The organism is Singulisphaera rosea (assembly GCF_054877945.1).
In genome coordinates this window covers 218250-242541 of sequence record NZ_JBTYIP020000014.1, presented here as the reverse complement: position 1 = coordinate 242541, position 24292 = coordinate 218250, and the positions used below count along the sequence as shown (strand labels likewise).

The following is a 24292-nucleotide window of genomic DNA, read 5'->3' as shown; positions in this document are numbered from 1 at the left end:
AGCCACGGTCCATAGGGACAGCGCCCGCCGAAGGCTGGCACGGCGAGTCTTCGTTGAGTGCACCGATCGCGAGTACAGGCGAAAGAAATTCAGAGAAAATGAAGGGCGGATGTGCGGAACATAGGTTGGATGGAAGTCGAAACTCATTTTTTAGCCACGGAGGAAACACGGATAAGACGAAGAAAGAGGACGATCAACAGATAACGCAGATAGACGCAGAGAATCCATTCAAGAATTTGGCGAGTGATATCAAATTTTCAATCTATGTCAATATTTGTAATTTGTTGACAAATTTTCCATCCCCTTGATTTATCCGTGTTTCCTCCGTGGCTAAAAAATTCTTGGCCCCACCTGTGGCGGATCCTGGCTCGATGGTCGGCCATTGTTAAGAAAGACGAGCCCTCGAGATGAATTCTACCACGCCAACATGTCGTGCTTCCACAGGCCCAACAGGCGCGAACCGCTCGACCTTTGATCCGCTCGGCTCGTGAGAAGAGGGGAGCCGGGGGCATTGCATTCGGCGCGGGGGTGCCGACAATCGGGAGACGCCGGTTCGGATGACCGTTCGATGGCCTTGGGACCGCCCGCCATGATCGACAGAGTGAGATTTCGGACTGCCCTGGCCGCCACACTCGGCATCGTCTTGCTCGCGACGACGACGCTCCGGGCCCAGCCGCCGAAGGTCGAGCCCAGGGCCGGGGAATTCGGCGTCGTCGCCGAGAAGAACGTCATCATCAACGTCCGAGATGGGACAAAGCTGGCGGCAGACGTCTACCGGCCGGCGAAAGACGGAAAGCCGCTCGACGGACGTTTCCCGACGCTCTTGACGCGAACCCCCTATGACAAGAACGCCGTCGAGGGGGACGGACGATTCTATGCCGCCCGGGGTTACAACGTCGTGGCGAACGACGTCCGGGGCCGGTATGCGAGCGAAGGGACCTGGCGACTGATCGCCGACGACCCGCTCGACGGTTACGACGTGGTCGAGTGGATCGCGAAACAACCGTGGTCCGACGGCAAGGTCGGGACATTCGGTACGAGCTACCCCGGCGGTACGCAGCATGCGTTGGCCGAGATGAATCCTCCGCACTTGACGACCATGGTCCCGATCGACTCGGTGTCGAACTGCGGGGTCAGCGGGATGCGGCACGGCGGCGCGTTCGAGCTGCGGTTCATGAACTGGATCTTCAGCACGGGGGCGGCCAACAGCCGAGCCGCCCTCGCCGACCCGGCCCTGAAGCGGGCGTTGACGGCGAACGGCGAACGCATCCGACAGCACGTCGACAACCTCCCCGTCCGCCGCGGGACGACCCCCTTGAAGGTCGTGCCCGAATATGAGTCGTGGCTCGTCGAGGCGATGCGGAGCGGGCCCGAGTCCCCCTTCTGGAAGATCAAGGGGATGTCGGTCGTCGACCATGTCGACGACTACGCCGACGTCCCCGTCCTGCACATCACGGGCTGGTACGACTCGTGGACGCGACAGGTCGGGATGAACTACGAAGCACTCTCGAAGGCCAAGCGATCGCCGCAGCGGCTGGTCATCGGCCCCTGGACCCACGGCGGGCAGAACTCGAACGTCGCCGGCGAGGTCGAGTTCACCCCCGACGCCGGGGTCAACCTGCTCGCCTGGCGGCTCCGGTGGTATGACCACTGGCTCAAGGGACGGTCGAACGGCGTCGACGAAGACCTGCCGGTCATGATCTACGTCATGGGGACGGGCGACGACCGCAAGTCATCCGCCGGCCGGCTGATGCACGGCGGATCCTGGCGAGCGGAGAAGGCCTGGCCGATCGCCCGGGCCCAGCCCACGACGTACTTCCTGCACGGCGACGGCACCCTCTCGACGACACGACCCGACGCCGCGACCTCCGAACACGACGCCCGGCCGGCGACGACGTTCACCTTCGACCCCCGACACCCCGTCCCGACCATCGGCGGCAACATCTCGTCGAACGCGGGGCTGATGGCCGCCGGCGGCTTCGACCAGCGCCCTCGAGACGACACCCACGCCGCCGAGGATCGCCTCCCTCTTTCCGAGCGCCGAGATGTCCTCGTCTTCCGGACCGAGCCGCTCGCCGAAGATGTCGAGGTCACCGGCACCGTGACCATGACCCTCCTCGTCGACTCGACCGCCCCCGACACCGACTTCACCGCGAAGCTGGTCGACGAGATCCCCCCGAACCCCGACTACCCGCTCGGGTTCGACCTGAACATCGGCGACTCCATCCTCCGGATGCGCTATCGCGACTCGCTGGACCAGCAAGTCTTGATGAAGCCCGGCCCCAACCCCGGCCGTGCCCCATATAAGGCGACGATCACGCTCTACCCCACGTCGAACGTCTTCAAGAAGGGGCACCGGATCCGCCTGGATGTCTCCAGCAGCAACTTCCCCCGGTTCGACGTCAACCCGAACACCGGGGACCCCCTGAGCGAGCACCGACGGATGGTCCCCGCCGACAACACCGTCTACCACGGCGGGGCGTATGCCTCGTCCGTCGTCCTGCCGATCATCCCGAAGTGACACCATGGCGCGGGCTCTTCACCAATCATGAAACCCGGTTTTTCTTGAAAACCGGGTTTCTGCGGGGGTACACGGCGACGTCCCGAGAGGGGTTGTCGACGTCAAATGCGCCAGAAACCCGGTTTTTAAGCAAAAACCGGGTTTCGGAACACGTTGTGTCTTTGTGGTGAAGTCCCAACCAAATCCCGTCATTTCAACTCGGCGAGCTCCCGGATCACCTGCGCAAACGCGAGCGAGGCGGCGGTCCGGTAGCCTTCGCGGGGCCAGAGCAAGGCGGCGGTCCGGGCCATCTTGGGGCGGATGATCCGGACGATCGCCAAGTCTCGGTCGTCGGTCACCGCCCTGCGGGAGAGGACGGTGGCGCCCGTGCCGAGACGGACGATCTCGAGCAGGGAGTCGATGTCGTTCATCTCGACGACGATGTCGGGCTGGACCTGGGCCTCGAGCATCCGGTCGTCGATCAGCCGTCGGGTGGCGAACTCGCGGCTGGGGAGGACGAGGGGGACCTGAGCGAGCTCGGCGAGCGTCACCCTCGCACGACCCGCGAGCCGGTGGCCTTGCGACGTGATCAGCACGACCTCTTCTTCGAACAACGTTTCGGCAACAACCTCGGGCGCCTCCGGGGGTGCGAAGGCGATGCCCAGGTCGAGGGCCCCGGCGACGAGCCCGTGCTCGATGGCGCGTCCGCTCGTCTTCTGGATCACCACCCCGACGCCCGGATGATGCCCCCGGAACCCCGCGACGGCCTTGGGGATGAACGCCGTGCTGAAGGAATGGGTGACGCCGACCCGCAAGGTCCCCCGGCGCAGGCCCAACAGGTCGGCCACCTCCCCCTGCCCCGCCTCGACCTCGCGGATCGCCCGCAAGGCGTGCCGGCGGAAGACGACCCCCGCCTCGGTCAGTCGCACCGATCGCCCGATCCGGTCGAATAGGGGCGACCCCAACTCCCGCTCGAGCTCCTGGATCTGGAGCGAGAGCGTCGGCTGCGAGACGTTCAGCCCCTCGGCCGCCCGGGTGAAGTGCAAGCTGTCGGCCACCGCCACGAAATAGCGGAGGTGTCGGAGTTCCAAGGCCGGACCCTCGATCGATAGGCAATAACTATCGAACCGATAATAACAAAGTATTGGACCAATCAAAGCGAGTCTCTTACACTTCCGGATATCGGAGGACAGACCGAGAGGCGTCAAGAGGGCCGGCGGGTCTCCATGAGGGAGTCCGATCGGCGGCCGACGCGTCTCGACATGCCCACCCCCCCTTCCGAGCGACGGCGAAGTCCACGCCCCCAACACATCGGGGAAAGCCCATGAGCGCGGTTGCGACCAGACCAAGTTCGAATGCGGAGCCGGTGCGCCGGTCCCACCTGGCGAGGGTCCTGCGATCCTCGATCGGCCTCAAGCTGATCATGGCCGTCACAGGCGTCGTCCTCTCGGGGTTCGTGCTCGGCCACATGGCGGGGAACCTCCAGATCTTCCAGGGCCGGGAGTCGATCGACGAGTACTCCAAGCTCCTGCACAAGGAGCCCGCCCTGCTCTGGACGGCGCGCCTGGTGCTGCTCGGGTCGGTGGGCCTGCACATCTGGGCCTACATCGTCCTCACCCGGATGAACCAGAAGGCGCGTTCGAACGCCGGGCGCGAGGCGACGCACCGGCAGTCGAGCTTCGCCTCGAGGTCGATGCGACTGACGGGGCCGCTCCTGCTCGCGTTCATCATCTTCCACCTCCTCCACCTCACGACCGGGACGGTCCACCCCGACTACCACGAAGGGTCGGTCTACCAGAACCTCGTCACCGGCCTGCGGGTCGTCCCGGTGGCGGCGGTCTACGTGCTCGCGATGGTGATGCTCGGGTTCCACCTCTGGCACGGAATCTGGAGCTTGACCCAGACCCTCGGCGGTGCGCAGCCGAGGTACCACTCGGCCGGGCGGCGGTTCGCGACCGTGTTCACGCTCGTGGTTGTCCTGGGCTTCGCCATCGTCCCGTTGGCGATCGTGTTCGGCTTCGTCAAGTAGGGGAGAACCGCCGTGGAATTGAAGTCGAACGTCCCGCCCGGACCGCTCGAGCAGAAGTGGTCGCGGCACAAGTTCGAGATGAAGCTGGTCAACCCGGCGAACAAGCGGAAATACTCCGTCATCGTCGTCGGGTCGGGCCTCGCCGGCGCCTCGGCGGCGGCCAGTCTCGCCGAGCTCGGCTACCGGGTCGCCTGTTTCTGCTTCCAGGATAGCCCGAGGCGCGCGCACTCGATCGCCGCGCAGGGCGGCATCAACTCGGCGAAGAACTACCAGAACGACGGCGACAGCGTCCGCCGGCTGTTCTACGACACGATCAAGGGCGGAGACTTCCGCTCCCGAGAGGCCAACGTCCACCGCCTCGCCGAGGTCTCGGTCAACGTGATCGACCAGTGCGTGGCCCAAGGCGTCCCGTTTGCTCGGGAATACGGCGGCTCGCTCGCGAACCGGTCGTTCGGCGGGGCGCAGGTCTCGCGGACCTTCTACGCCAGGGGACAGACGGGCCAGCAGCTCCTGCTCGGGGCCTACCAGGCGCTCGAGCGGCAGGTGGGCCTCGGCACCGTCTCGATGTTCACCCGGCACGAGATGCAGGAACTGGTCGTCGTCGACGGCGACGCCCGCGGGATCGTGACCCGCGACCTGATCTCGGGCGAGATCGAGTCATATGCCGCCGACGCGGTGATCCTGGCCAGCGGCGGATACGGCACGGCCTTCTACCTCGCGACGTACGCCAAGGGGTCCAACGTCACCGCCTCCTGGCGGGCCCACAAGCAAGGGGCCGCCTTCGGCAACCCCTGCTACACGCAGATCCACCCGACGTGCATCCCCGTCACGGGCGACCACCAGAGCAAGCTCACGCTCATGTCCGAGTCGCTCCGCAACGACGGCCGGATCTGGGTGCCGAAGGAGAAGGGAGATCGCCGACCACCCGGGCAGATCCCCGAGAACGAGCGCGACTACTATCTCGAGCGGAAGTACCCGAGCTTCGGCAACCTCTCCCCGCGCGACATCGCGTCCCGCGCCGCGAAGGAGGTCTGCGACGAGGGCCGAGGCGTCGGCAAGAGCGGCCTGGGGGTCTACCTCGACTTCGCCGACGCGATCAAGCGGCTCGGCACCGACACGATCCGCGAACGCTACGGCAACCTCATCGAGATGTATGAGCGGATCACGGACGAAGACCCGTACAAGGTCCCGATGCGGATCTACCCGGCGATCCACTACGTCATGGGGGGGCTCTGGGTCGACTACAACCTGATGAGCACCGTCCCCGGACTGTTCGTCCTCGGCGAGGCGAACTTCTCCGACCACGGCGCCAACCGGCTCGGTGCCAGCGCCTTGATGCAAGGGTTGTCGGACGGCTACTTCATCATCCCCTACACGATCGGCAACTACCTCGCGTCGAAGGCGCCGACGAAGGTCACCACCGACCACCCCGCGTTCCGGGACGCCGAGGCGAAGGTCACCGGCCGCCTCAACAAGCTCCTGGGGATCAAGGGGAAGCGGACGGTCGACACCTTCCACCGCGCCCTCGGCAAGATCCTCTGGGAATACTGCGGGATGGCCCGGACCGAGGCGGGCCTGCGAGAGGCCCTGCGGAAGATCCCCGAGCTCCGGCAGGAGTTCTGGGAGGACGTCAGCGTCCTCGGCGACGGCGACGGCGTGAACCAGTCGCTCGAGAAGGCCGGCCGCGTGGCCGACTTCCTCGAGCTCGGAGAGCTCCTCTGCCTCGACGCCCTCGAGCGCAAAGAATCCTGCGGCGCCCACTTCCGCGAGGAATTCCAGTCCCCCGACGGCGAGGCCGCCCGCGACGACGAGCATTTCTGCCACGTCGCGGCCTGGGAATACACCGGCGAGGGGAGCCGCCCCGTCCGCCACGTCGAGCCGCTCGTCTTCGAGAACGTCGCGCTCCAGACACGGAGTTACAAATAAATGAATGCAAACGTTGCGGCGAGCCATGTCGCGGACGGCGAGACGACGATCAACCTGACCCTCCGCGTCTGGCGGCAGAAGAACCGGCAGGCCGAGGGGAAGTTCGTCACGTACGAAGCCCCCGGCATCAGCACCGACATGTCGTTCCTCGAGATGCTCGACGTCGTGAACGAGCGCCTGATCGAGAAGGGCGAAGAGCCGATCGCTTTCGACCACGACTGTCGAGAAGGGATCTGCGGCCAGTGCGGCGTCGTGATCAACGGCTCCCCGCACGGCCCGAGGCGCGCCACAACCTCGTGCCAGCTCCACGTCCGGAGCTTCCACGACGGCGACGTCCTGACGATCGAGCCCTGGCGCGCGTCGTCATTCCCGGTCCTCCGGGACCTGATGGTCGACCGAGGGTCCTTCGACCGGATCATCGCGGCCGGCGGCTTCGTCACGGTCCGGACCGGGAACGCCCCCGAGGCGAACATCCACCCGATCCCCAAGGACACCGCCGACCTCGCCATGGACGCGGCCGCCTGCATCGGCTGCGGCGCCTGCGTCGCCGCCTGCCCGAACGCCTCGGCCATGCTCTTCGTCGCCGCCAAGGCGTCGCACCTGAACCTCCTGCCCCAGGGCAAGCCCGAGCGCAATCGTCGGGCACTCGCCATGGTCGACCAGATGGACGCCGAAGGCTTCGGCACCTGCTCCAACCACGCCGAATGCGAGGCGGCCTGCCCCAAGGCCATCTCCATCGAGTTCATCTCACGCCTCAACCGCGACTACATCCGCGCCAGCCTCTTCGGCCGCCCCAAGCCGCCGTCCGGCGGGTCCGACTCGTAAGCCCCGCTCTCCGAAACCCGGTGTTTTCTTCAACACCGGGTTTCAGGAGAGGTATCACAGAGGCTGGGCGGTCGGCCGGACGAGGATCTCGTTGATGTCGACCGTCGGGGGCTGCTGGATGGCGTAGAGGACGGCCTGGGCGATCGCCTCGGCGGGGATCGCCAGGGTCGTGAAGGCCTTCACCGCCTCGGCGGTGGGGCCGTCGGTGATGTGGGTGGCCAGTTCGCTCTCAACAGCGCCTGGGCTGATGATGGTGCTCCGAATGTTCGGGCCGGCCTCCTGGCGGAACCCTTCGGAGATGGCCCGGACGGCGTACTTGGTGCCGCAGTAGACCGCCGCGCCCGGGAAGACGATGTGCCCGGCCACGGACGAGACGTTGATCATGTGCCCGCTCCCCTGGGCACGGAACCTCGGCAAGGCGGCTGAGATCCCGTAGAGCACCCCCTTGATGTTGACGTCGATGGTCCGGTCCCACTCGTCGACCTTGTCGGCGTCGAGCGGCGACAGGGGCATGTAGCCGGCGTTGTTGACCATCACGTCGATCCGGCCGAAGTGCTCGACCGCGGCGGCCACGAGCGCCCGGACCTGCTCGTGTTTCGTCACGTCGACCGCATACGCCAGGGCCTGCCCCCCGGCCGCCTGGATCTCGGCGACGATCGTTTCGAGGCGGTCGAGGCGACGCGCCCCCAGCACGACCTTGGCGCCGGCGGCCGCCAACCGGCGTGCCGTGGCCTCGCCGATCCCGCTGCTGGCCCCGGTGACGACGACGACCTTCCCCTCGACCTTCTCAGCCCACTCCGACATTGTCCAATCCTCCGCGAGTCGTCCGAAGACCTTGGCGGACCCACTCCGCACTCACGGGGGATTGTAGATGCCGAAGGGCCATTCCGTTATTCCGATCCTCGGGAAAACTTGCTCAATCCTCCAGAGGCCGGACGAATCCCCGTGGCCTTGGCGTCGGGAAGCGACTACGATAACGTGGAGACTCGCCACGCGACGGGCACCCTTTTGAGGACGCGAGAGAGGGGTCGATGGACGATCAAGGGACGACGCAGAAGCTGGCAGAACTCGCGAGGCTGATCGAGCGGCACACCGGCCAGGACGGGCCGTTCGGGACGGCCATCGCCCCGCTCTCGCTGAGCCGGGCCACGGCCCCCACCGAGCCGGTCACGCACATCTGCGAGCCCGCCCTCTGCGTGGTCGCCCGAGGCCGGAAACGGGTGATGCTCGCCGACGAGATCTACACCTACGACCCGGCCCACTTCCTCCTCGTCTCGGTCGGCCTCCCCATCGTGGGGAAGGTCATCGAGGCTTCGGAAGAGGAGCCGTACCTCAGCCTCCGTCTCGACCTGGACCTCGCCCAGGTCGGCGAGATCCTCCTCGAAGTGGGGCCGCCCGACCTCCAGGGCACCGACCAGAGGCGAGGCCTGGCCGTCAGCGCGGTCGATCTCCCGCTCCTGGACGCGGTCATCCGGCTCCTCGCCTTGCTGGATCAGCCGAGGGACATCGCGGTCGTGGCCCCCTTGGTCCTTCGCGAGATCTCTTATCGCCTGCTCATGGGCGAGCAAGGGCCTCGGCTCTGCCAGATCGCCTCCGAAGGCGGCCAGTCCCGCCGGATCGCCACGGCCATCGAGTGGCTGCGGAGGAATTTCACCCGCTCGTTCCGCGTCGAGGAGGTTGCGCGCGAGGTCCACATGAGCCCCTCCGCCTTCCACGAGCACTTCAAGGCCGTGACGGCGATGAGCCCGCTCCAGTACCAGAAGCGGCTCCGGCTCCAGGAGGCCCGCAAACTGATGCTCGGCGAGGGCCTGGACGCCGCGGCGGCCGCCTACCGGGTCGGCTACGAGAGCTCCTCCCAGTTCAGCCGCGAATACCGCCGCTGCTTCGGCGAACCCCCGAGACGCGACATGGCCCGGCTTCGGATGGTCTCGCCCCACGTCGACGCATGACCGCCGGCACAAGCGATCAGTCTTATGCAATGACACACGTGTGACATTTTTCACGTGAATCTCTGGCGGACGCCCTCCCTCCAATTCGGACGCCTCGCGCCGGAACTGAGTGTCTCGAAAGTCTCTCGCAAAAAAATTCTTGCCCCGAAGTGTCCGTGAGGGCCCCCTCGCGCGACACCTTGCAGAGTTTGTAACGACCGCATCTTCGTGGCCAACTCGGGGCGTTTGACCTCGACCCGGCCACGAACCCCACCGTCCTCTCGCTTCGTCACCGATCACCCTGGCCGGCTCGCGAAGGCGCCGACACCTCTCCGGAACATCACGACTACACTCGAGTTAATGATCTCGTCGCAATGACAAGATCCTGTCAAATCGTGCTAGAAATGGCGACCCGTCCAGCGTCTGTAGAATCTTCCCATCCGAACATATCTGACGCATTTCGCCCATCTCTCGGATTTCGCAAGGTCGCCTGCACCTTATGATGGCCGACAAAACAAGGGCCGAGGGCCGCGACTCGGGGAGAAATTCGGGCCGATTGCTGACAAGCAAGGTCTTGCTTATGGCCCGTGATCTCTCTTATGATTTCCTCGTTGTCGATCCCGTCCCCGCGGTCTCTTCGGGGAACTGGGCCCTTTCTTAAGCCGGGGCAGGACGCTCCTCGGGAGCCGAAGGCTCTCCCCCGACGACTCGAAACTCTCCCTTCGAATCGCAACGATTCGACGACCGCCGAACGATGTCATCTTGCGAACAATCGTCGACATGATTGTTCCTCGACCCATCCCCCGATCGGGATCCCTCGCGGGGACTTCGGTTCCTCGCCGGCCCGAGTCGTCCCCCACATGGAGAGTTCGCCATGCCTCGTCATCCCAACGCCCAGGGCCCGAGGGCGGGCTTCACCCTGATCGAACTGCTGGTGGTCATCGCGATTATCGCCGTCCTGATCGCGCTCCTCTTGCCCGCCGTGCAGTCGGCCCGCGAGGCCGCGAGGCGGATCCGATGCATCAACAACCTGAAGCAGATCGGGCTGGCGTTTCACAACTTCGAGAACTCACGCCAGTACTTCCCGCCGAGCTTCGCCATGTCGACCGATCTGCTCAAGCCGCCGTTTCAATCCTCCGACCTGACCGCATTGCCCGTGACCAATCCGAACTACCAAAATCCCTGCCCGGTCCAGATCGGTGAAGTCTGTGGTTCCGTGAAAGACGTCCAGACATGGACCTCGCTCATTCTTCCGTTTGTCGATCAATCCCCGATGTACCAAACGTATAACCTCTCGCAGGCCTTCGCGGCGCCGGCGAACACGACGGTGGTCGGGACGCAACTCGACTTCATGAACTGTCCGTCCTCAACGTCTTATCGCACCGTGGCGTACACCAACACGATGTTCCAGCTCATCTACGGTACGACCTGGCAGGTCACGCTCGCGGCCGGCGATTACGCCGTCGACGGGGGAATCCAGGCGAATTGGCTCGCGAAGAACAACGTCGCGAACCCCGACGGGTTGGACGTGCTCGGCAACCTCAGGGGGAATGTCGCACGCCGGATCGCGGACGTGACCGACGGGACCTCGAACACGATCCTGATCTCGGAGGACGCGGGACGCCCGGCCTTGTACCTCAACGGGCGCAACATGGGAGATGCGACGTTCATCCAGGGATACAATCAGAACCAGGGCTTCGGGTCCGTGGTGGGTTCCGGGGCCGGCTGGGCCGACTCGGACAGCGAGTTCTTCACCGACGGCGACGGGTCGAACGACCACACGAATTGGAGTAACAACAACGAGGTCTACTCCTTCCATCCCGGTGGCGCCAACCACATCTTCACCGACGGCTCGGTCCATTTCGTCAAGCGGTCGGCGAGCGCCGCGGCATTCGCCGCGCTGATCAGCTTCAATCGCGGCGAGATCCTCTCGGCCGATCAGTACTGATCCACTCCAACTCTCGGCAAAGACTTGCTCTCGAGCGTCCCCTATGCCATGACGTGAATGCAGGAAGGCGTCGTGCAGCGCCTCGCCGCGGCAAACACGAGAGTCCACGACCCGGCTCGCCGATCTGGCGACCGGGTTTGTCCTCGACGCGTTGCCAATGGTCACTCACAAAGGGACGCCGCCGAGACGGCCTCGATCGCCATGCGAACCTCGCCCTCGAAAACCGTCGCCGCCGGGCACTCCAGGGCCCTGGCGATCTTCTTCGTTTCATGGATCACCGCGACGATCGCCCTCCCAACTCAGGGCCAGGAGCCTCCGACGGAGTCGCGTCGGGAACCCTGGGCTGAGCCCGCCCTGAAGGTCACGAGAGGCCTGGCGTTCTGGCTCGACGCGGGTCGTCTCCTCGACGCGAGGAAAGCCCTGGGCAAGGGCCCGCTGAATACTGGCGACAAGGTCGACGTCTGGTATGACGCCTCGGGCCGGCGCCGACATGTGGCACAGTCGCAATCCGAAGCCCAACCGGTCTACCAGGACGGCGCGATCCGATTCGACGGCGACAAGGCCGCGTTCGAATGGTCTCAGCCGGGGTGGAGCACCCGCGACCTGACAATCTTCGTCGTGGCGGCCCCGTTCACCAACTCGGGGGACTTCCGCGGACTCCTGGCGCTGAACCAGTCGGGGAAGAACGACTATGTCAGCGGGCTGAACCTCGACTTCGGCCCCGCCTTCTCGCGGCGGTTCGCGACGTTCAACGTCGAAGGGAACGGCTTCGGGGGCGCAACGAGCCTCATCACAACCCCTTCGGACTTCGGCGTGATTCGTCGCATCGGGGTCACGTCCACCCCTGGCCCAGGCGGGACCCGCGTCTTCTTCGAGGGGAAGGAAGCTGGGCAGCGTGATCGCACCGAGACGATCCTCTACGGGGATCATCTGACCGTCGGGGCCCGGCGATACAACAATGAAGGGGGGCCGCCGAACGTCCGAGGCTTCTTCGACGGCGACATCCTCGAGATCCTGGTCTACGACCGAGTCCTCTCGGACGACGAGCGGCACGAGGTCGATCGCTACCTGGCCGCCCGCTACGAACGGAGGCCGGCGATCACGCCCCCCGAACGTCATGACGTGGGCAAGCGTCTGGTCTACGACACGAACCCGCCCGACGTGCGGATGCTGGTCCCCGGATTCTCGTCGAAGCCGCTCCCCGTCGACCTGCCGAACATCAACACCATCAAGTACCGCGCCGACGGCAAGCTCGTCGCCATGGCCTATAACGGGAACATCTATCTGCTCTCGGGAGGGAAGGAGACGGGACTCGAGGACAAGGTCGAAGTCTTCTGGGAGAACCAGGGGGAGTTGAAGGCCCCAATCGGCATGGTCCCGACTCCCCCCGGCGACCCACACGGCCTTGGTGTGTACGTGGCCTGCATGGGCAAGGTGTCCCTCATCCTCGACACCGACGGCGACGACCGAGGCGACCGCGAGGTCGTCGTCGCGGACGGCTGGAAGATCACGCACGCGAATGTCGACGCTCTCGGCGTCGCGGTCGGGCGCGACGGTCACGTCTATTTCGGCCTCGGCACCACGGACTTCACGAACGCCTACCTGATCGACAAGGAGGGGCAGGCGCGTTACGACCCGAAGGGGGTCCGAGGCGCGATCCTCAGGGTCTCTCCCGACTTCAAGACGCGCGCGGTCGTCGCCTCGGGCATCCGGTTCCCGGTCGCCCTCGCCTTCAACCGCGCGTGGGACCTGTTCGCGACGGACCAGGAAGGGGCGACCTGGCTCCCCAACGGGAACCCGTTCGACGAGCTGCTGCACATCCAGGAAGGGCGTCACTACGGCTTCCCCCCTCGCCATCCGAGACACCTCCCCGGCGTGATCGACGAGCCGAGCGTCTTCGACTACAGCCCGCAGCACCAGTCGACCTGCGGCCTGAACTTCAACGCCCCCGTCAACGGCGGCCCGACCTTCGGCCCCGAGTGGTGGGCCGACGACGCGATCGTCAGCGGCTATTCCCGGGGCAAGCTCTATCGCACCGAGCTGGCGAAGTCGCCGAGCGGGTACGTGGCGAAGAACCAGATCCTGGCATGTCTGAACATGCTCACCGTCGACGCGTGCGTCTCCCCTCGGGGCGACCTGGTCGTCGCGACCCACGGCGGCCTGCCCGACTGGGGGAGCGGTCCTTCGGGCAAAGGGCGGCTGTACAAAATCACGTACACGGACCGGGCCGAGCCGCAGCCGGTCGTCGCCTGGGCCGCCGGGCCGCAGGAAGTCCGGGTTGCCTTCGACCGCCCCCTCGACCCGGCCCGACTCCGTGACCTGACCCGGCGCACGACGATCGAGTACGGCAAGGCCGTCCGCCCCGGCGACCGCTTCGAGTCGCTCCGCCCCGGTTATGACGTCGTGAGCCGGCAGATGGCGGCCCCCCGATTCGAGCTGCCGGTCCTCTCGGCCCAGGTCTCCGACGACCGGCGAACCCTGGTCCTGGCCACCTCGCGACACCCCGAAGCCTCGTCCTACGCCCTCACGCTCCGAACCCAGGAGGGAGCGGAACCCGCCGCACCAGGAGCGCCGGCCATCGACCTCGGCTACGACCTCACCGGCGTCGAGGCGTCCTGGCGTCCCGGAACCGGCGAAGCGGGTTGGGACGGTTGGCTCCCCCACCTCAACCTCGCCGTCTCCGCCGAGTTCACCGCAAAGAGCGCGGAGCACGAACGGTTCCGCCAGGCCCTCGCCCTGCCCGGCCGCCTGACCCTCCGGACCAAGCTCGACCTCGAGAAGATGCTCCGCCCGGCCGTCCAACCGGGCTCGACCGTCGACGCCCAACTCCCCGACGAGGTCGTGGAGTTGGTCTTCTCCGGCTCTCGGCGATTCGAGGTCACGACCGCCACCCGGCGGCTCGCGAGCACGGCCGTCGACGCGACCTCGCAGCGCATCACGCTCGCGGCCAGTCCGAAGGCCGGCGAATGGACGCCGGTCGAAGTCGTGCTCGAGACGGGCCCGTCGACGACTTTCAACCTATCGTATTCGACGCAGGAAGACACGAGAGAGCGGGCGTTCCCGCTCCGACGCTTCCTGCTCCCCTGGTCCTCGGCCGCCCAGGCGACGGACGCAGCCGAAGAGCGGACGATCCCCGAGCTCAAGGGGGGAGACTGGGCCAAAGGCCGCGCCCTTTTCTACGGCAACGAAGCCCGCTGCTCCACCTGCCACCAGGTCCGAGGCCGAGGAGGCCGGATCGGCCCCGACCTCTCGAACCTGATCCACCGCGACTATGCGTCGGTCCTCCGCGACATCCGGACCCCGAGCGTCGCCATCAACCCCGACTACATCGCGCACGCGATCGCGCTCAAGGACGGCCGAGTCCTCCAGGGGACGATCCGATCCGACGGCGATCGGCTCGTCGTGGGCGAAGGGACCGGAGTCTCGACGCCGATAGACCGGGCGGACGTCGAGTCCCAGTCCCCTTCCCCGCTCTCGATCATGCCCACCGGCCTCGACACGACCCTCGGCGAAGCGAAACTCCGCGACCTCCTCACCTTCCTCCTGACCGAGCCGCTGCGTCCGGCCCCCGTCGAAGGGGACGCGGCGCCACCGCCTCGGCGACGTGCCGAGGTCGAGGCCGTCGTCAAAGGCGACCGACCCGTCGTCGCTTCGAAGGCCCTCCGCGTCGTCCTGGCCGGCGGTCCCAAGGACCACGGCCCGGGCGAGCACGACTACCCCCTCTGGCAACAGCGATGGTCGGCACTCCTCCCGCTGGCCGAGAATGTGACCGTCTCATCCGCCGAAGGCTGGCCGACCCCGCAGCAATTCGCCGAAGCCGACGTCATCGTCTTCTACTCCAACAACCCGGCGTGGTCCTCGGCCAAAGTCGAGGAGCTCGACCGCTACCTCGCCCGAGGCGGCGGCCTGGTTTATCTCCACTACGCCGTCGACGGCCACGACGCCGTCGAGGCCCTGAGCGAGCGCATCGGCCTCGCCTGGAAAGGAGGCGCCTCGAAGTTCCGCCACGGCAAGCTCGCGCTCGACCTCCGAGGCTCGACGCACCCGATCACCCAGGGCTTCGGGATCCTCAACCTCGTCGACGAGAGCTACTGGAACCTCTCCGGCGACCCGTCCAGTATCAACATCCTCGGCACGGGCGTCGAAGACGGCAAACCCCAGCCCCTGATCTGGACCCGACAGTCAGGCAAGGGACGCGTCTTCGTGAGCATCCCCGGCCACTACACCTGGACCTTCGACGACCCCCTCTTCCGGATCCTCATCCTCCGAGGCATCGCCTGGGCCTCGGGCGAGCCGGCCGAACGCCTCGACGAACTCGCCACCCCAGGTGCCCGACTCGTCGATTGACGGCCTCCACGGGCTGACGTCCGCCGAGTCCTCCTGGGTTGAAGACTCACCACAAAGGCACAAAGACACCTTGAGTCTTGGGAGCAGCTCCGAGGGAAACCAGTCCTGAAACCCGGTATTTTCTTAAAAACCGGGTTTCTGACCCACTCCACCTGGGCAGCCCCTCCCGGGACGTCGTCGTCCCTCGCACAGAAACCCGATTGTTGAGAAAACCGGGTTTCGGCTCGGCGTCGAGTGCCGAAGTTCCCGTCGTACTCAACGATGCAGATGGATATCCTGATTCCCTGCGGGATTCCTGCGAAACGCGACCCAGGACGGGGTTTTGATCGGACATGAGCATTCGACTCGGGCTCTGCTGCATCTTCCGAGACCAGCCGATCAAGTTCTCGAACACGACGGCGACCTCCGTCGGCCGGATGGGACGCGCCGAGGGCCTGGCGAAAATCGCCGGCCTCGCGTTGGCCAACGCCGACGCGTTGCTGGCGGCGCTCCGGTATTGCGAACGCGAGGGGATCGGGTGTTTCCGGATCAACAGCCAGATCCTACCACTGAAGTCACATCCGACCCTCGGTTACGCGGTGTCGGACCTCCCCGAAGGCGACGAGGTCGAGCGCCGGTTCCGCGAGGCGGGCGAGTTCGCCAGGAGCTCGGGGATCCGGACGTGCTTCCACCCCGACCAGTTCGTCGTCCTCAACTCCCCCCGCCCCGAGGTCGTCGAGGCCTCAATTCGCGAGTTGGAGTACCAGTCCGAGGTCGCCGAGTGGGTCAACGCCGAAGTGGTCAACATCCACGGCGGGGGCGCCTACGGCGACAAGCCCAAGGCCCTCGACGACTTCCGCAGGAACCTCAGTCGGCTCTCAGATCGAGCCCGAAGCCGCCTGACCGTCGAGAACGACGACAAGACCTACACTCCCGCGGACCTCCTCCCCCTGTGCAAGGCGGAAGGCCTCCCGTTCGTCTACGACGTCCACCACCACCGCTGCCTCGCGGACGGCCTCTCCGTCGAAGACGCGACGGCGCAGGCCGTCGCGACCTGGGCCCGCGAGCCCCTGTTCCACCTCTCCAGCCCGATCAACGGCTGGGACGGCCCCACAACTGAGCGGCACCACGACTTCATCGACGTCAACGATTTCCCAGATTGCTGGTTGGGACGTGACCTGACCGTCGAGGTCGAAGCCAAAGCCAAGGAAGTCGCCGTGCTGAAGCTGAAAGCCGAGCTCCGCGACCGGTGAGCCCCCCACACACGCGGGCCATAGCGAAGTCCCAGTGCTTCGCCTCCGAAAACACCTGAACTTGCGGATATTTTTTATTTCGTCGAATCTCAAAAATAATCATCTTTAACTTTCTTCAGAACCTCCTTCGAAAACTCGAGGCTGGCGAAGTCGGTCCTTTAACATTAAAAGTGGATGAGATAGCCATTTTCGAGCCACTTGATCAACGTGACAAGGAATCCTTTTCCTCAAGATGGATGGGGGCCTTCCGAATTATAGAAGCAATGAAGATCTCTCAGAGAATCGACGAGAGAACTCAAGAGATCACAACAAGAATCCGGGAGCTCGCCTATCTCCAAGCTTATACGCGGTGGCGATCACCTGATTTGGCCGCCTGCATTTCCGACGACTTCGGAATCATAGGGGGACGCAATCGCAACACGTACAACCCACAACGCAATCAATAATATTTACTACAATTATTCAATAGACAGATTTTCGGCGGGCGATCTAGACCAATCGGCCGAAGATTTTGGGCATCTTTCGGCGAAAACAAAGGAATCGAAACCGAGTCCGCAAAATAATGCGTTAATATAAATTGAATTTAATTTTTTATAACACAACTTGAATCAAAATTATTGTTATATTTTATAAAATACTTTAAATTTTTAAATATCAAATATTGAATATTATTTCGATACCGTCGCACAGGTACGGCCGCAGTTAGCCCGACCTCGGACACGACGCCAGAGCCCAAGCAAAAGAACAGTAAAGCCAATCGTCCAGTGAGGGTAGACGCCAGGTGATCGCCTAGATACCTTTTGTCTACTGGCGCGACGGTTTTCCACCAGAAATCACAACCAATTTGGCGACGACCGGCTGGCAGGCCCCGAATCTGCACGATGAGCGGTCGATGCATGAGCCCCAAAGGATATGCAAAGCGAAAGGACTACCAACGGAAACCCCGGAGGCAGCCGTGGCGATTTACGAACCTCCTGAGTGGAGTGCACGACCGTCGAGGACAGGCTACGCAGTATTGACGAATAGCGTCGGCAGAAAGGGACGTAAAGGGACAGGCAATGCAGTCATCCGGACTCTATAGGGATCGAACCCACTACCCCGGTCGCAGTACCGGTTTTGCCCTATGAGCCAACCGAGATTCCGAGGGGCGGCGGCGAGGTCGCGTGAGAGAATTCGGCGTTGAAGGCAGCAGAATACCGGTATTGGAGGCACACCGGTTTTCGGGAGTGGGGGGCGAGCCGACGGTCGAGTTCAGGATCGTCTCGCTGAGCAAGAATGCTGACGTCGGACGCCCGGGGCGTTACAATCGGGCGATGGGAAAAAACAAAGGACATGCGAAGCAGTCATGACGATCAGCCTCGGCACTGCGAGAGGGCAGATTGAGATAAGGGGACTCAACAAATTCTTTTAGCATCTAATATTTGTTAGTCCCCATTTCTGCGCCGTGTCCACCCGCTTCGGAAAGGCTGGTTTCAGTCTTCCAGCCGCTTCGCTTCGGTTTTTCGGCCGTCGCGAGTGAGGACGACGTGGCTGATTTTTCCGTTCGCGTCCTTCACGAACGTGGCGGTGGCGTCTGTGGTCGACTTGAGGAAGAAAACGGTTTCCGACTCGCCGAAACTGAATCCGCTCCAATACGAAAACGGGAAGAGCTCGAACTTGGCGTCGCCTGACGGCTGGACGATGAGCTTGTCGCCTTCGCGGGTAACGGTCACGATCGTTTCGTGGTTGATCGCGTAGCGGCCGACGTACGCGTCGTAAATCTTCGAGTCGATCTTGCCCAGGGTGTAAGCGATTGGCTTGGTGCTTTTCAGGCCCGATTTGCCGGTGATCAGGTAGGCGTTCAAGATGTTTGCGACCTTGGTGGCGTCCTCGTTGTTCACGAAAAAGACGTAGCCAATGCCGAGGTCCTTATACATCACGGAATGGCTCGTGAACTCGGTGTTGTCCCCGCCGTGGCCGTAGTGGGTTCCATCCGGGGTTTGCCCGATGCTGACGCCCAGGCCATACGACGATTTGGGATCGTCGGGTATCGCGCCTTGCGAACGGAGCATGTCCTTGGCTGTGGCCTCCGCGAGCCCCTTGCCCTGGATGTACGCGATCAGGAACTTGGCGTAGTTCTTGGCGTCGACGTGCAGGCTGGAGGCCATGTTGGGCTGGCTCGGCCTCCCTTTCGCCATCGGCGAGGTGCCGCGGTGACCGGTGGCCGTCAGCTTCGCGATCTCTTCGGTCCAGACGAGCGACGCGTGCTCGATCCCCAGTGGCGCGAAGACTTCCTCTTGGCAAAGCTGAACCAGTGTCTTGCCGGTCAATTTCTCGACGACCTTGCCGAGGTAGACGAACCCTTCCCCGGAATAGGAAAACTGGCTTCCCGGGGTGAACCTGATGTCGAGCTTTCCATTCCGCCAGTTCGGGAACCCGGACCGGTGGGTCAGCACCATCCGGGCAGTGATGAGCTTGTAGCGGTCGTCGTAGGCGATATCCTCATAGGGGAGATAGGTGTAGAGCGGCGTGTCGAGCTTGAGGACGCCGCGATCGACGAGCCGGAGGACGATGTAGGCGCAAACGGGCTTGGTCATCGAGGCGGCCTCGAAGACCGTGTCGTCAGTCACCGGCTCCTGGGTCAGCGTGTTCCTGACGCCGAGCCCGCGATGATAAACAACCTTCGAATCCTTGATCACGGCGACCGACATCCCCGGGATCTTGTAATAGTCGAGGTAGGCCTTCAAGACGCGGTCGAGCGCTTCGGCGTCGATCGTTCCCGCAGTCCGCAGCACCCCCTCGTTGCCGATCAGCCCGGGCCAGGGGATCGGCAGGACCTTGGGGATGGGCACGACCTGAAGGAGCTCGGCCTTCGCCGGTGTTCCGTCGTTGATCTCGACATCGACGTGCGGCTTCACATCGACGCGGATGTCGGACGAATCGACGGCGTGGATCTCGTACGGGCCGAGGGGAAGGCTCGTCGCCTTGTAAACCCCCGCCGGATCCACGATCGCCTCGCGCCAGAGCAACGCCGAGCGGGTCGACTGGATCCGCACTCGGGGCGGAAGGCTCGACTCCGACGCCCCTTTCCAGGCGACCGTGCCCGAAACCTCGCCCAGCTTCGTATCGGGGCGGACGAGGATGAACTCGCCGCAGCGGTCCGGCATGTCAACCTTCCGCGTGCCAGGCCCCCACGCCAGCCACGAGAATGATCCATCTTGATCTTTATCGCCAACCGATATGTCGAAACCGATCACCCGATCGTCGACAACCTCGCCGCCGAGGTCGATCTTCCACTCGTAGATCATCTTGGAATTGGTGCGTGCCACGACCACCTTCGCGGCATTGTCGGCGGCACCCGACGGCCCGACGACCTGGCTCTGGTTGCCGTACCTGGCGTACTGGACGACAGCGGAACCACTGCCCGCGTGCGCGGCGTTGATGAAGAGCTCGCAGCCATCTTGCGCATCCCAAACGGCCGTGCCGGGATGATCGAGCACGATCGAATTGTCGTTCACCTCGACGGCGACATAAAGCGCGTGCTCGGCGACGAGATACGCCATCCGAAACCGCGCGTTGAGGTCGTCCTTGCCGGCGAGCTTGTCGCCGTATTCGACGCGGGAGATGGGATAAGTCGTCGCATTCTTCGGCCAGTCGCTCAGATCGCCGTCAATTATGATCCCTGTCGCCGGATAGGCGACGCCGACCGAGCCGTTCTGGCCGTATGTCGGGCTCGACCCGAGGAACATTGTTGCGGCGACGAGGGAAACAAGGCGCCAATCGACAGACAACTTACGATTACATACGTTCATGAGTGCAGCTTCCTCATTGGGAGACGGTCACCGGAGACGGTGGCCATCGGAGCGGTTTGGGGTCGCCTGCGAGCGTCGACGGTGGTTCGCTGAAGCTAATTCAGGAGTCGTACATATACGACACAAGTCCGCAGCAAAACTTTGAACGATCGGCACACAAAGGACGGGCAAAGCAGACTTGACGTCCCGCCTCGTCAAAGGCACACGAAGGGGAAGCCCCAAAGGAGATGCAAAGCAAAGGGCCTACCGACGAAAGCCCCGGACACCGCCGGGGCGACTTACGAACCTCCTGAGTGGAGTGTACCTCGGGTCGTATGCTCCGCCGATCGGAGGCCCGACACCCGTGACGACGCGACGCCTCCTCCGAGGATCCAGCGATCCCAAGGACCCGGCCGCGCTCGACGCGACCGCACCGACCATGCGGCGGGTCGCGCTCGGCCTCGGTCCGACACTCAGATCGCTGGGCAGCCGTTGAGATTGGCCACCCGACCCAGGCCCAGACGAGCCGCGACATCCGAGAGACGCGACCGGCTCGACGCCAGGAATCGCCCGAGCAGCCGACCCTTCCTCAACCCCTCCAGCCGCGCTTGCCAGGTCTCCGCGCTCGAACCCAACCGTTCGAGGATCTCGGACACTTCGCGGACTACCCTCGCCTTACCTTACAGGAAGAGCCGGGAGGTGTCATCGACCGGGAGCAGGTAGCTCCCGAGCGGGAAACCCTCCAGCATCCCCTCCCCGGGGCGAATCAAGCGGGCGACGATCCTCGACGGGACATAGCCATCGCGCGACCTCGAGACCTGTCGAGGCTTCCGACTCGGCCACGCTGTCACCCCGGGACGCCTCGAGGCCCTCGCGCCGATCTTGCTCCTTCACGTGCTCGACTCGCTCCTTGATCGAGGTGTGCGGGCTCGTATCGGGCACGTCGACGAGGCCGGCCGCGACCGGGTTGAGCTCGCTGTAGGCACAGGTCGCCAGGAGCGACTCCTCATCGAGGATCCCCGCACGCTTGAAGCGAGCCTCGAAGAACGCTCCCCGGCAACCGTCCTGAGAATTCGCAAGCCGCGAAAGTGGTTCCTTCAGAAACCTCGTGAACCAACTGAGGCTCTGCAAGCGTCGTCGCGAAATTGCCACCCAGACAGCGTCAGCGAGCCGTCCCTGGACCCATTGATCGGAGACAGGCAGCGGTTTGCGGGAGCGATCACGCGGAGGGAAGAACTGCCCCCAGCGTCGGACGAACTCCTCATCGGTCCATCCCCCGGCCACGTCGGGGTCCAGGCGGACGAGGACGTGGCGGTGGTTATCCATGACGGAGAACGCCGCGACCGATACCTCGAAGATCTCCGCAAATTCATTGAGACGCTGGTCCACCCAATCCTTGCGGCCGTGCTCGGGATCCCCCAGGAGGAAGGCGAGTCGGACGCAGCGCGTGACGCACTGATACCAACGGGTGACGGTCGAATCCACCACATGTGCACGCGCCATCGCCATCGGAAGGGCCTCCTGGGGTGCACTTCAGAACACTAACCACGGAGAAGGCACCGTCAAGACGCCGACCCCCGAGATCGCGATGCCTGCCCTTTGTTTCATGGACCACCTCGTGGACTCCGCTTATAATCTGAGCCCACTTGAACGATCCGGAGGGGCTGGCCATACCTCTCTGAATCAAGGTACCGTTTCATGGAAACAGTGATGCCAGGATGCTGGGGAAGCAAGCTTTCACTGGTGGGTGATGCCTGTCTTATCTGTTCCCTTGATCAGTCATCAAGGAACACCACGTTCTTCTCGATGGCCTCACGTCCGACCTGCAGGTTATTGGCGGGAAAGTCCGGATCGGGGTAGCCGATCGCCAGGCCGCACAGGATCGACAGCTCCGCCGGGATCGACAGTTGCGCTCGGATGATCTCGGGATACCCCGCAATCGAGACCTCGACGCAAGTCCCGACCCCTCGCGCGGTCAAGGCCAGCATCAACGTCTGCAAGTACATCCCCACACCCAAGGCGTCCACCGTGCCGAGGTCACGATGCATGCAGACGATGCCGGCCAACGGCGCACGAAAGAATTCCCAGTTGCGCAAGACGGCTGCTTCATGGCCCGACTTGTCCTCGCGTGCGATTCCCATCGCCCCGTAGACCTGAGATCCTAGTTCGCTCCGATAGTGCCGAAATGCCTCGGGCAGGGGCGGGATATTGGGTGGCCGTCGCTGGGCCTCCTCGACGAGGGCTTTGACGAGCCGGTCGCGAGGCTCCCCGGACGCGAACACCATGTGCCACGGCTGGATGTCGGAGTTCGAGGGCGCGTGCTGGGCCAGGTCGAGAGCTTCCTCGACCAATTCACGCGGCACCGGTTGATTTGTGAACAGGCGAGTCGAATGGCGCTCTCGGATCGCAAGCTCAAGGTCAAACATGTTGTGGCTTCCTGCCGAAGCGATGCGTGCAAGTCATGCCCTTCACCATAAAGCGGTTATCCCCGAAGCAAGGCATGGTCGGCTTCGGATACCGAGCCTATTCGGAGAAGGCCGTCGGAATTCATGATTGATTCTATCAGGATAGCTGGTGCGGGGGCAGACACTGGCGGCCTTCGGATCGCTTACCACCTGACGGTGGGATGGCAGAAATGAGGAGTATCGCGCCGACAGGGAAGACGCCTGATCTCCAGCCATTTGCGGCCTCCTGATCCCAATAAGCAACGGTCCAGGAGGCGGGGGAGCGGCGTGAGCTTGGCAAACCGATCAAACCGCTGGCGAGTCCGACGCCGCAAGAGTGAACAATGCGAGTAGCATCGGACCCGAATGCGATCGTGAGTCCGTTGGCTTGAGGCTGCTTCAAGAGTAGACTGCCAAGGGAGAGAGTGTCGAGGTCAGGACGGCCTGCCGGATTGCATGAGAAGCCGGCCATGCGTTCGCGCTCTGAAGTCATTCCTATGCGACCAGCGGACTGACGCTTGGATTTCCGGAGCGTAAGGACCTGAATGCCCCAATGGAAAAGATCATCGCAGGTTCGTCGGCCATTGAACTAGTGTTCATACCGCCCGGCGAATTCATCATGGGTTCAAATAACGAGACGTTCTCCGAAGCCCCTCCCCATCGGGTGGAGATACGACAGGGGTTCTATTTGGGGCGATACCCCATCACGCAGGAGCAATGGGTGGCCGTCAAGGGGGGTAATCCGTCTCGTTTCGCGGAGTGCCCCGATCATCCCGTGGAGTCCGTCAGTTGGGACGACGGGGTCAAGTTCTGCGACGTGTTGACCCTCCGGAATGGATACCCGATCCGCTTGCCCTCCGAAGCGGAATGGGAGTACGCATGCCGCGCCGGCTCGTCGGGCGAATTCTTCTTCAGGCAGGCGGGACCGTTCAACGACGAAAGCGATATTTCCACGACACTCCAGGCGGAACTTCGTGACTATGCCTGGTTCGACCAGAACAGCCGAGAGACGACTCATTCGGTTGGCTGTAAGCGGCCGAACCCCTGGGGCCTTCACGATATCGTCGGGAATGTCTGGGAATGGTGCGCCGATGTCTGGCGCAGCGACTATGCCGGTGCCCCCGACGATGGTAGCCCCCGGATGACGGACGGTGAGAAGCAGCCTCGTCGCTGCCTCCGTGGCGGGGCCTGGGACATGAACGCATTCCGGTGTCGATCGACTTACCGGAGTTTCGACTGGAAGGAGCTCGCGACGGATCGCTTCGGCCTGAGGATCGCGATGGATTCACCTTAAACGCAAACGGATGATTAATCGAACAGGAGGCGTGTAATGTGAAGCCCGC

General features: G+C 63.9%; 16 protein-coding genes. 10 read left to right on the top strand and 6 right to left on the bottom strand.

Annotated features, from left to right (window positions below; genetic code table 11):
• Both ACYOEI_RS23030 and ACYOEI_RS23025 read left to right on the top strand, forming a co-directional pair.
• The coding region (locus tag ACYOEI_RS23030) for a hypothetical protein (RefSeq protein WP_462851936.1) at positions 1–308 on the top strand (308 nt) is incomplete at its 5' end.
• A 293-nt stretch (positions 309–601) separates the two neighbouring features.
• Positions 602–2521 carry a CocE/NonD family hydrolase gene (locus ACYOEI_RS23025; RefSeq protein WP_462851934.1) on the top strand — a complete coding sequence of 640 codons (1920 nt, stop codon included), beginning with the start codon at positions 602–604 and terminating at the stop codon, positions 2519–2521.
• A 188-nt stretch (positions 2522–2709) separates the two neighbouring features.
• On the opposite strand, the gene cynR is transcribed toward ACYOEI_RS23025, so the two are convergent.
• On the bottom strand, positions 2710–3591 hold the full coding sequence (gene cynR / locus ACYOEI_RS23020; protein WP_462851933.1) for a transcriptional regulator CynR: 882 nt from the start codon (positions 3589–3591) through the stop codon (positions 2710–2712).
• Positions 3592–3824: 233 nt separating this feature from the next.
• Between cynR and ACYOEI_RS23015 the strand changes: the two genes are divergently transcribed.
• From ACYOEI_RS23015 to ACYOEI_RS23005, 3 genes are read left to right on the top strand one after another with little or no spacing between them, the layout of a single operon-like run.
• Entirely contained in the window at positions 3825–4529 is a 705-nt protein-coding gene (locus ACYOEI_RS23015) for a succinate dehydrogenase cytochrome b subunit (RefSeq protein WP_462851932.1), read from the top strand.
• Between the two features lie 12 nt (positions 4530–4541).
• The gene (locus tag ACYOEI_RS23010; protein WP_462851931.1) at positions 4542–6455 is read left to right on the top strand and encodes a fumarate reductase/succinate dehydrogenase flavoprotein subunit; all 1914 of its coding nucleotides are present in this window, start codon (positions 4542–4544) and stop codon (positions 6453–6455) included.
• The gene (locus tag ACYOEI_RS23005) at positions 6456–7280 is read left to right on the top strand and encodes a succinate dehydrogenase/fumarate reductase iron-sulfur subunit (protein WP_462851930.1); all 825 of its coding nucleotides are present in this window, start codon (positions 6456–6458) and stop codon (positions 7278–7280) included.
• Positions 7281–7334: 54 nt separating this feature from the next.
• Here the strand turns inward: ACYOEI_RS23005 and ACYOEI_RS23000 are convergent, their stop codons facing one another.
• The gene (locus ACYOEI_RS23000) at positions 7335–8084 is read right to left on the bottom strand and encodes an SDR family oxidoreductase (protein ID WP_462851929.1); all 750 of its coding nucleotides are present in this window, start codon (positions 8082–8084) and stop codon (positions 7335–7337) included.
• A gap of 227 nt (positions 8085–8311) precedes the next feature.
• Here ACYOEI_RS23000 and ACYOEI_RS22995 point away from each other — a divergent pair, with 227 nt between their 5' ends.
• From ACYOEI_RS22995 to uvsE, 4 genes are all read left to right on the top strand, one after another.
• Positions 8312–9229: an AraC family transcriptional regulator gene (locus ACYOEI_RS22995; protein ID WP_462851928.1), complete on the top strand. Its 918-nt coding sequence runs from the start codon at positions 8312–8314 to the stop codon at positions 9227–9229.
• A gap of 853 nt (positions 9230–10082) precedes the next feature.
• The gene (locus tag ACYOEI_RS22990) at positions 10083–11156 is read left to right on the top strand and encodes a DUF1559 family PulG-like putative transporter (RefSeq protein WP_462851927.1); all 1074 of its coding nucleotides are present in this window, start codon (positions 10083–10085) and stop codon (positions 11154–11156) included.
• A 201-nt stretch (positions 11157–11357) separates the two neighbouring features.
• Positions 11358–15503 carry a ThuA domain-containing protein gene (locus tag ACYOEI_RS22985; protein WP_462851926.1) on the top strand — a complete coding sequence of 1382 codons (4146 nt, stop codon included), beginning with the start codon at positions 11358–11360 and terminating at the stop codon, positions 15501–15503.
• 332 nt (positions 15504–15835) lie between these two features.
• The gene (gene uvsE, locus ACYOEI_RS22980) at positions 15836–16735 is read left to right on the top strand and encodes a UV DNA damage repair endonuclease UvsE (RefSeq protein WP_462851925.1); all 900 of its coding nucleotides are present in this window, start codon (positions 15836–15838) and stop codon (positions 16733–16735) included.
• A gap of 1472 nt (positions 16736–18207) precedes the next feature.
• Here uvsE and ACYOEI_RS22975 read toward each other — a convergent pair.
• From ACYOEI_RS22975 to ACYOEI_RS22960, 4 genes are all read right to left on the bottom strand, one after another.
• The gene (locus ACYOEI_RS22975) at positions 18208–20526 is read right to left on the bottom strand and encodes a serine hydrolase (RefSeq protein WP_462851924.1); all 2319 of its coding nucleotides are present in this window, start codon (positions 20524–20526) and stop codon (positions 18208–18210) included.
• A 452-nt stretch (positions 20527–20978) separates the two neighbouring features.
• On the bottom strand, positions 20979–21161 hold the full coding sequence (locus tag ACYOEI_RS22970; RefSeq protein WP_462851923.1) for a hypothetical protein: 183 nt from the start codon (positions 21159–21161) through the stop codon (positions 20979–20981).
• 46 nt (positions 21162–21207) lie between these two features.
• The gene (locus tag ACYOEI_RS22965) at positions 21208–22014 is read right to left on the bottom strand and encodes a transposase (protein WP_462851922.1); all 807 of its coding nucleotides are present in this window, start codon (positions 22012–22014) and stop codon (positions 21208–21210) included.
• Between the two features lie 266 nt (positions 22015–22280).
• Positions 22281–22931 (bottom strand): nitroreductase, encoded by a 651-nt coding sequence (locus ACYOEI_RS22960; protein WP_462851921.1) that lies wholly within the window; start codon positions 22929–22931, stop codon positions 22281–22283.
• 571 nt (positions 22932–23502) lie between these two features.
• Between ACYOEI_RS22960 and ACYOEI_RS22955 the strand changes: the two genes are divergently transcribed.
• Positions 23503–24243, top strand: coding sequence for a formylglycine-generating enzyme family protein (locus ACYOEI_RS22955; RefSeq protein ID WP_462851920.1), 741 nt, complete (start codon positions 23503–23505; stop codon positions 24241–24243).
• Positions 24244–24292 lie beyond the last annotated feature (49 nt).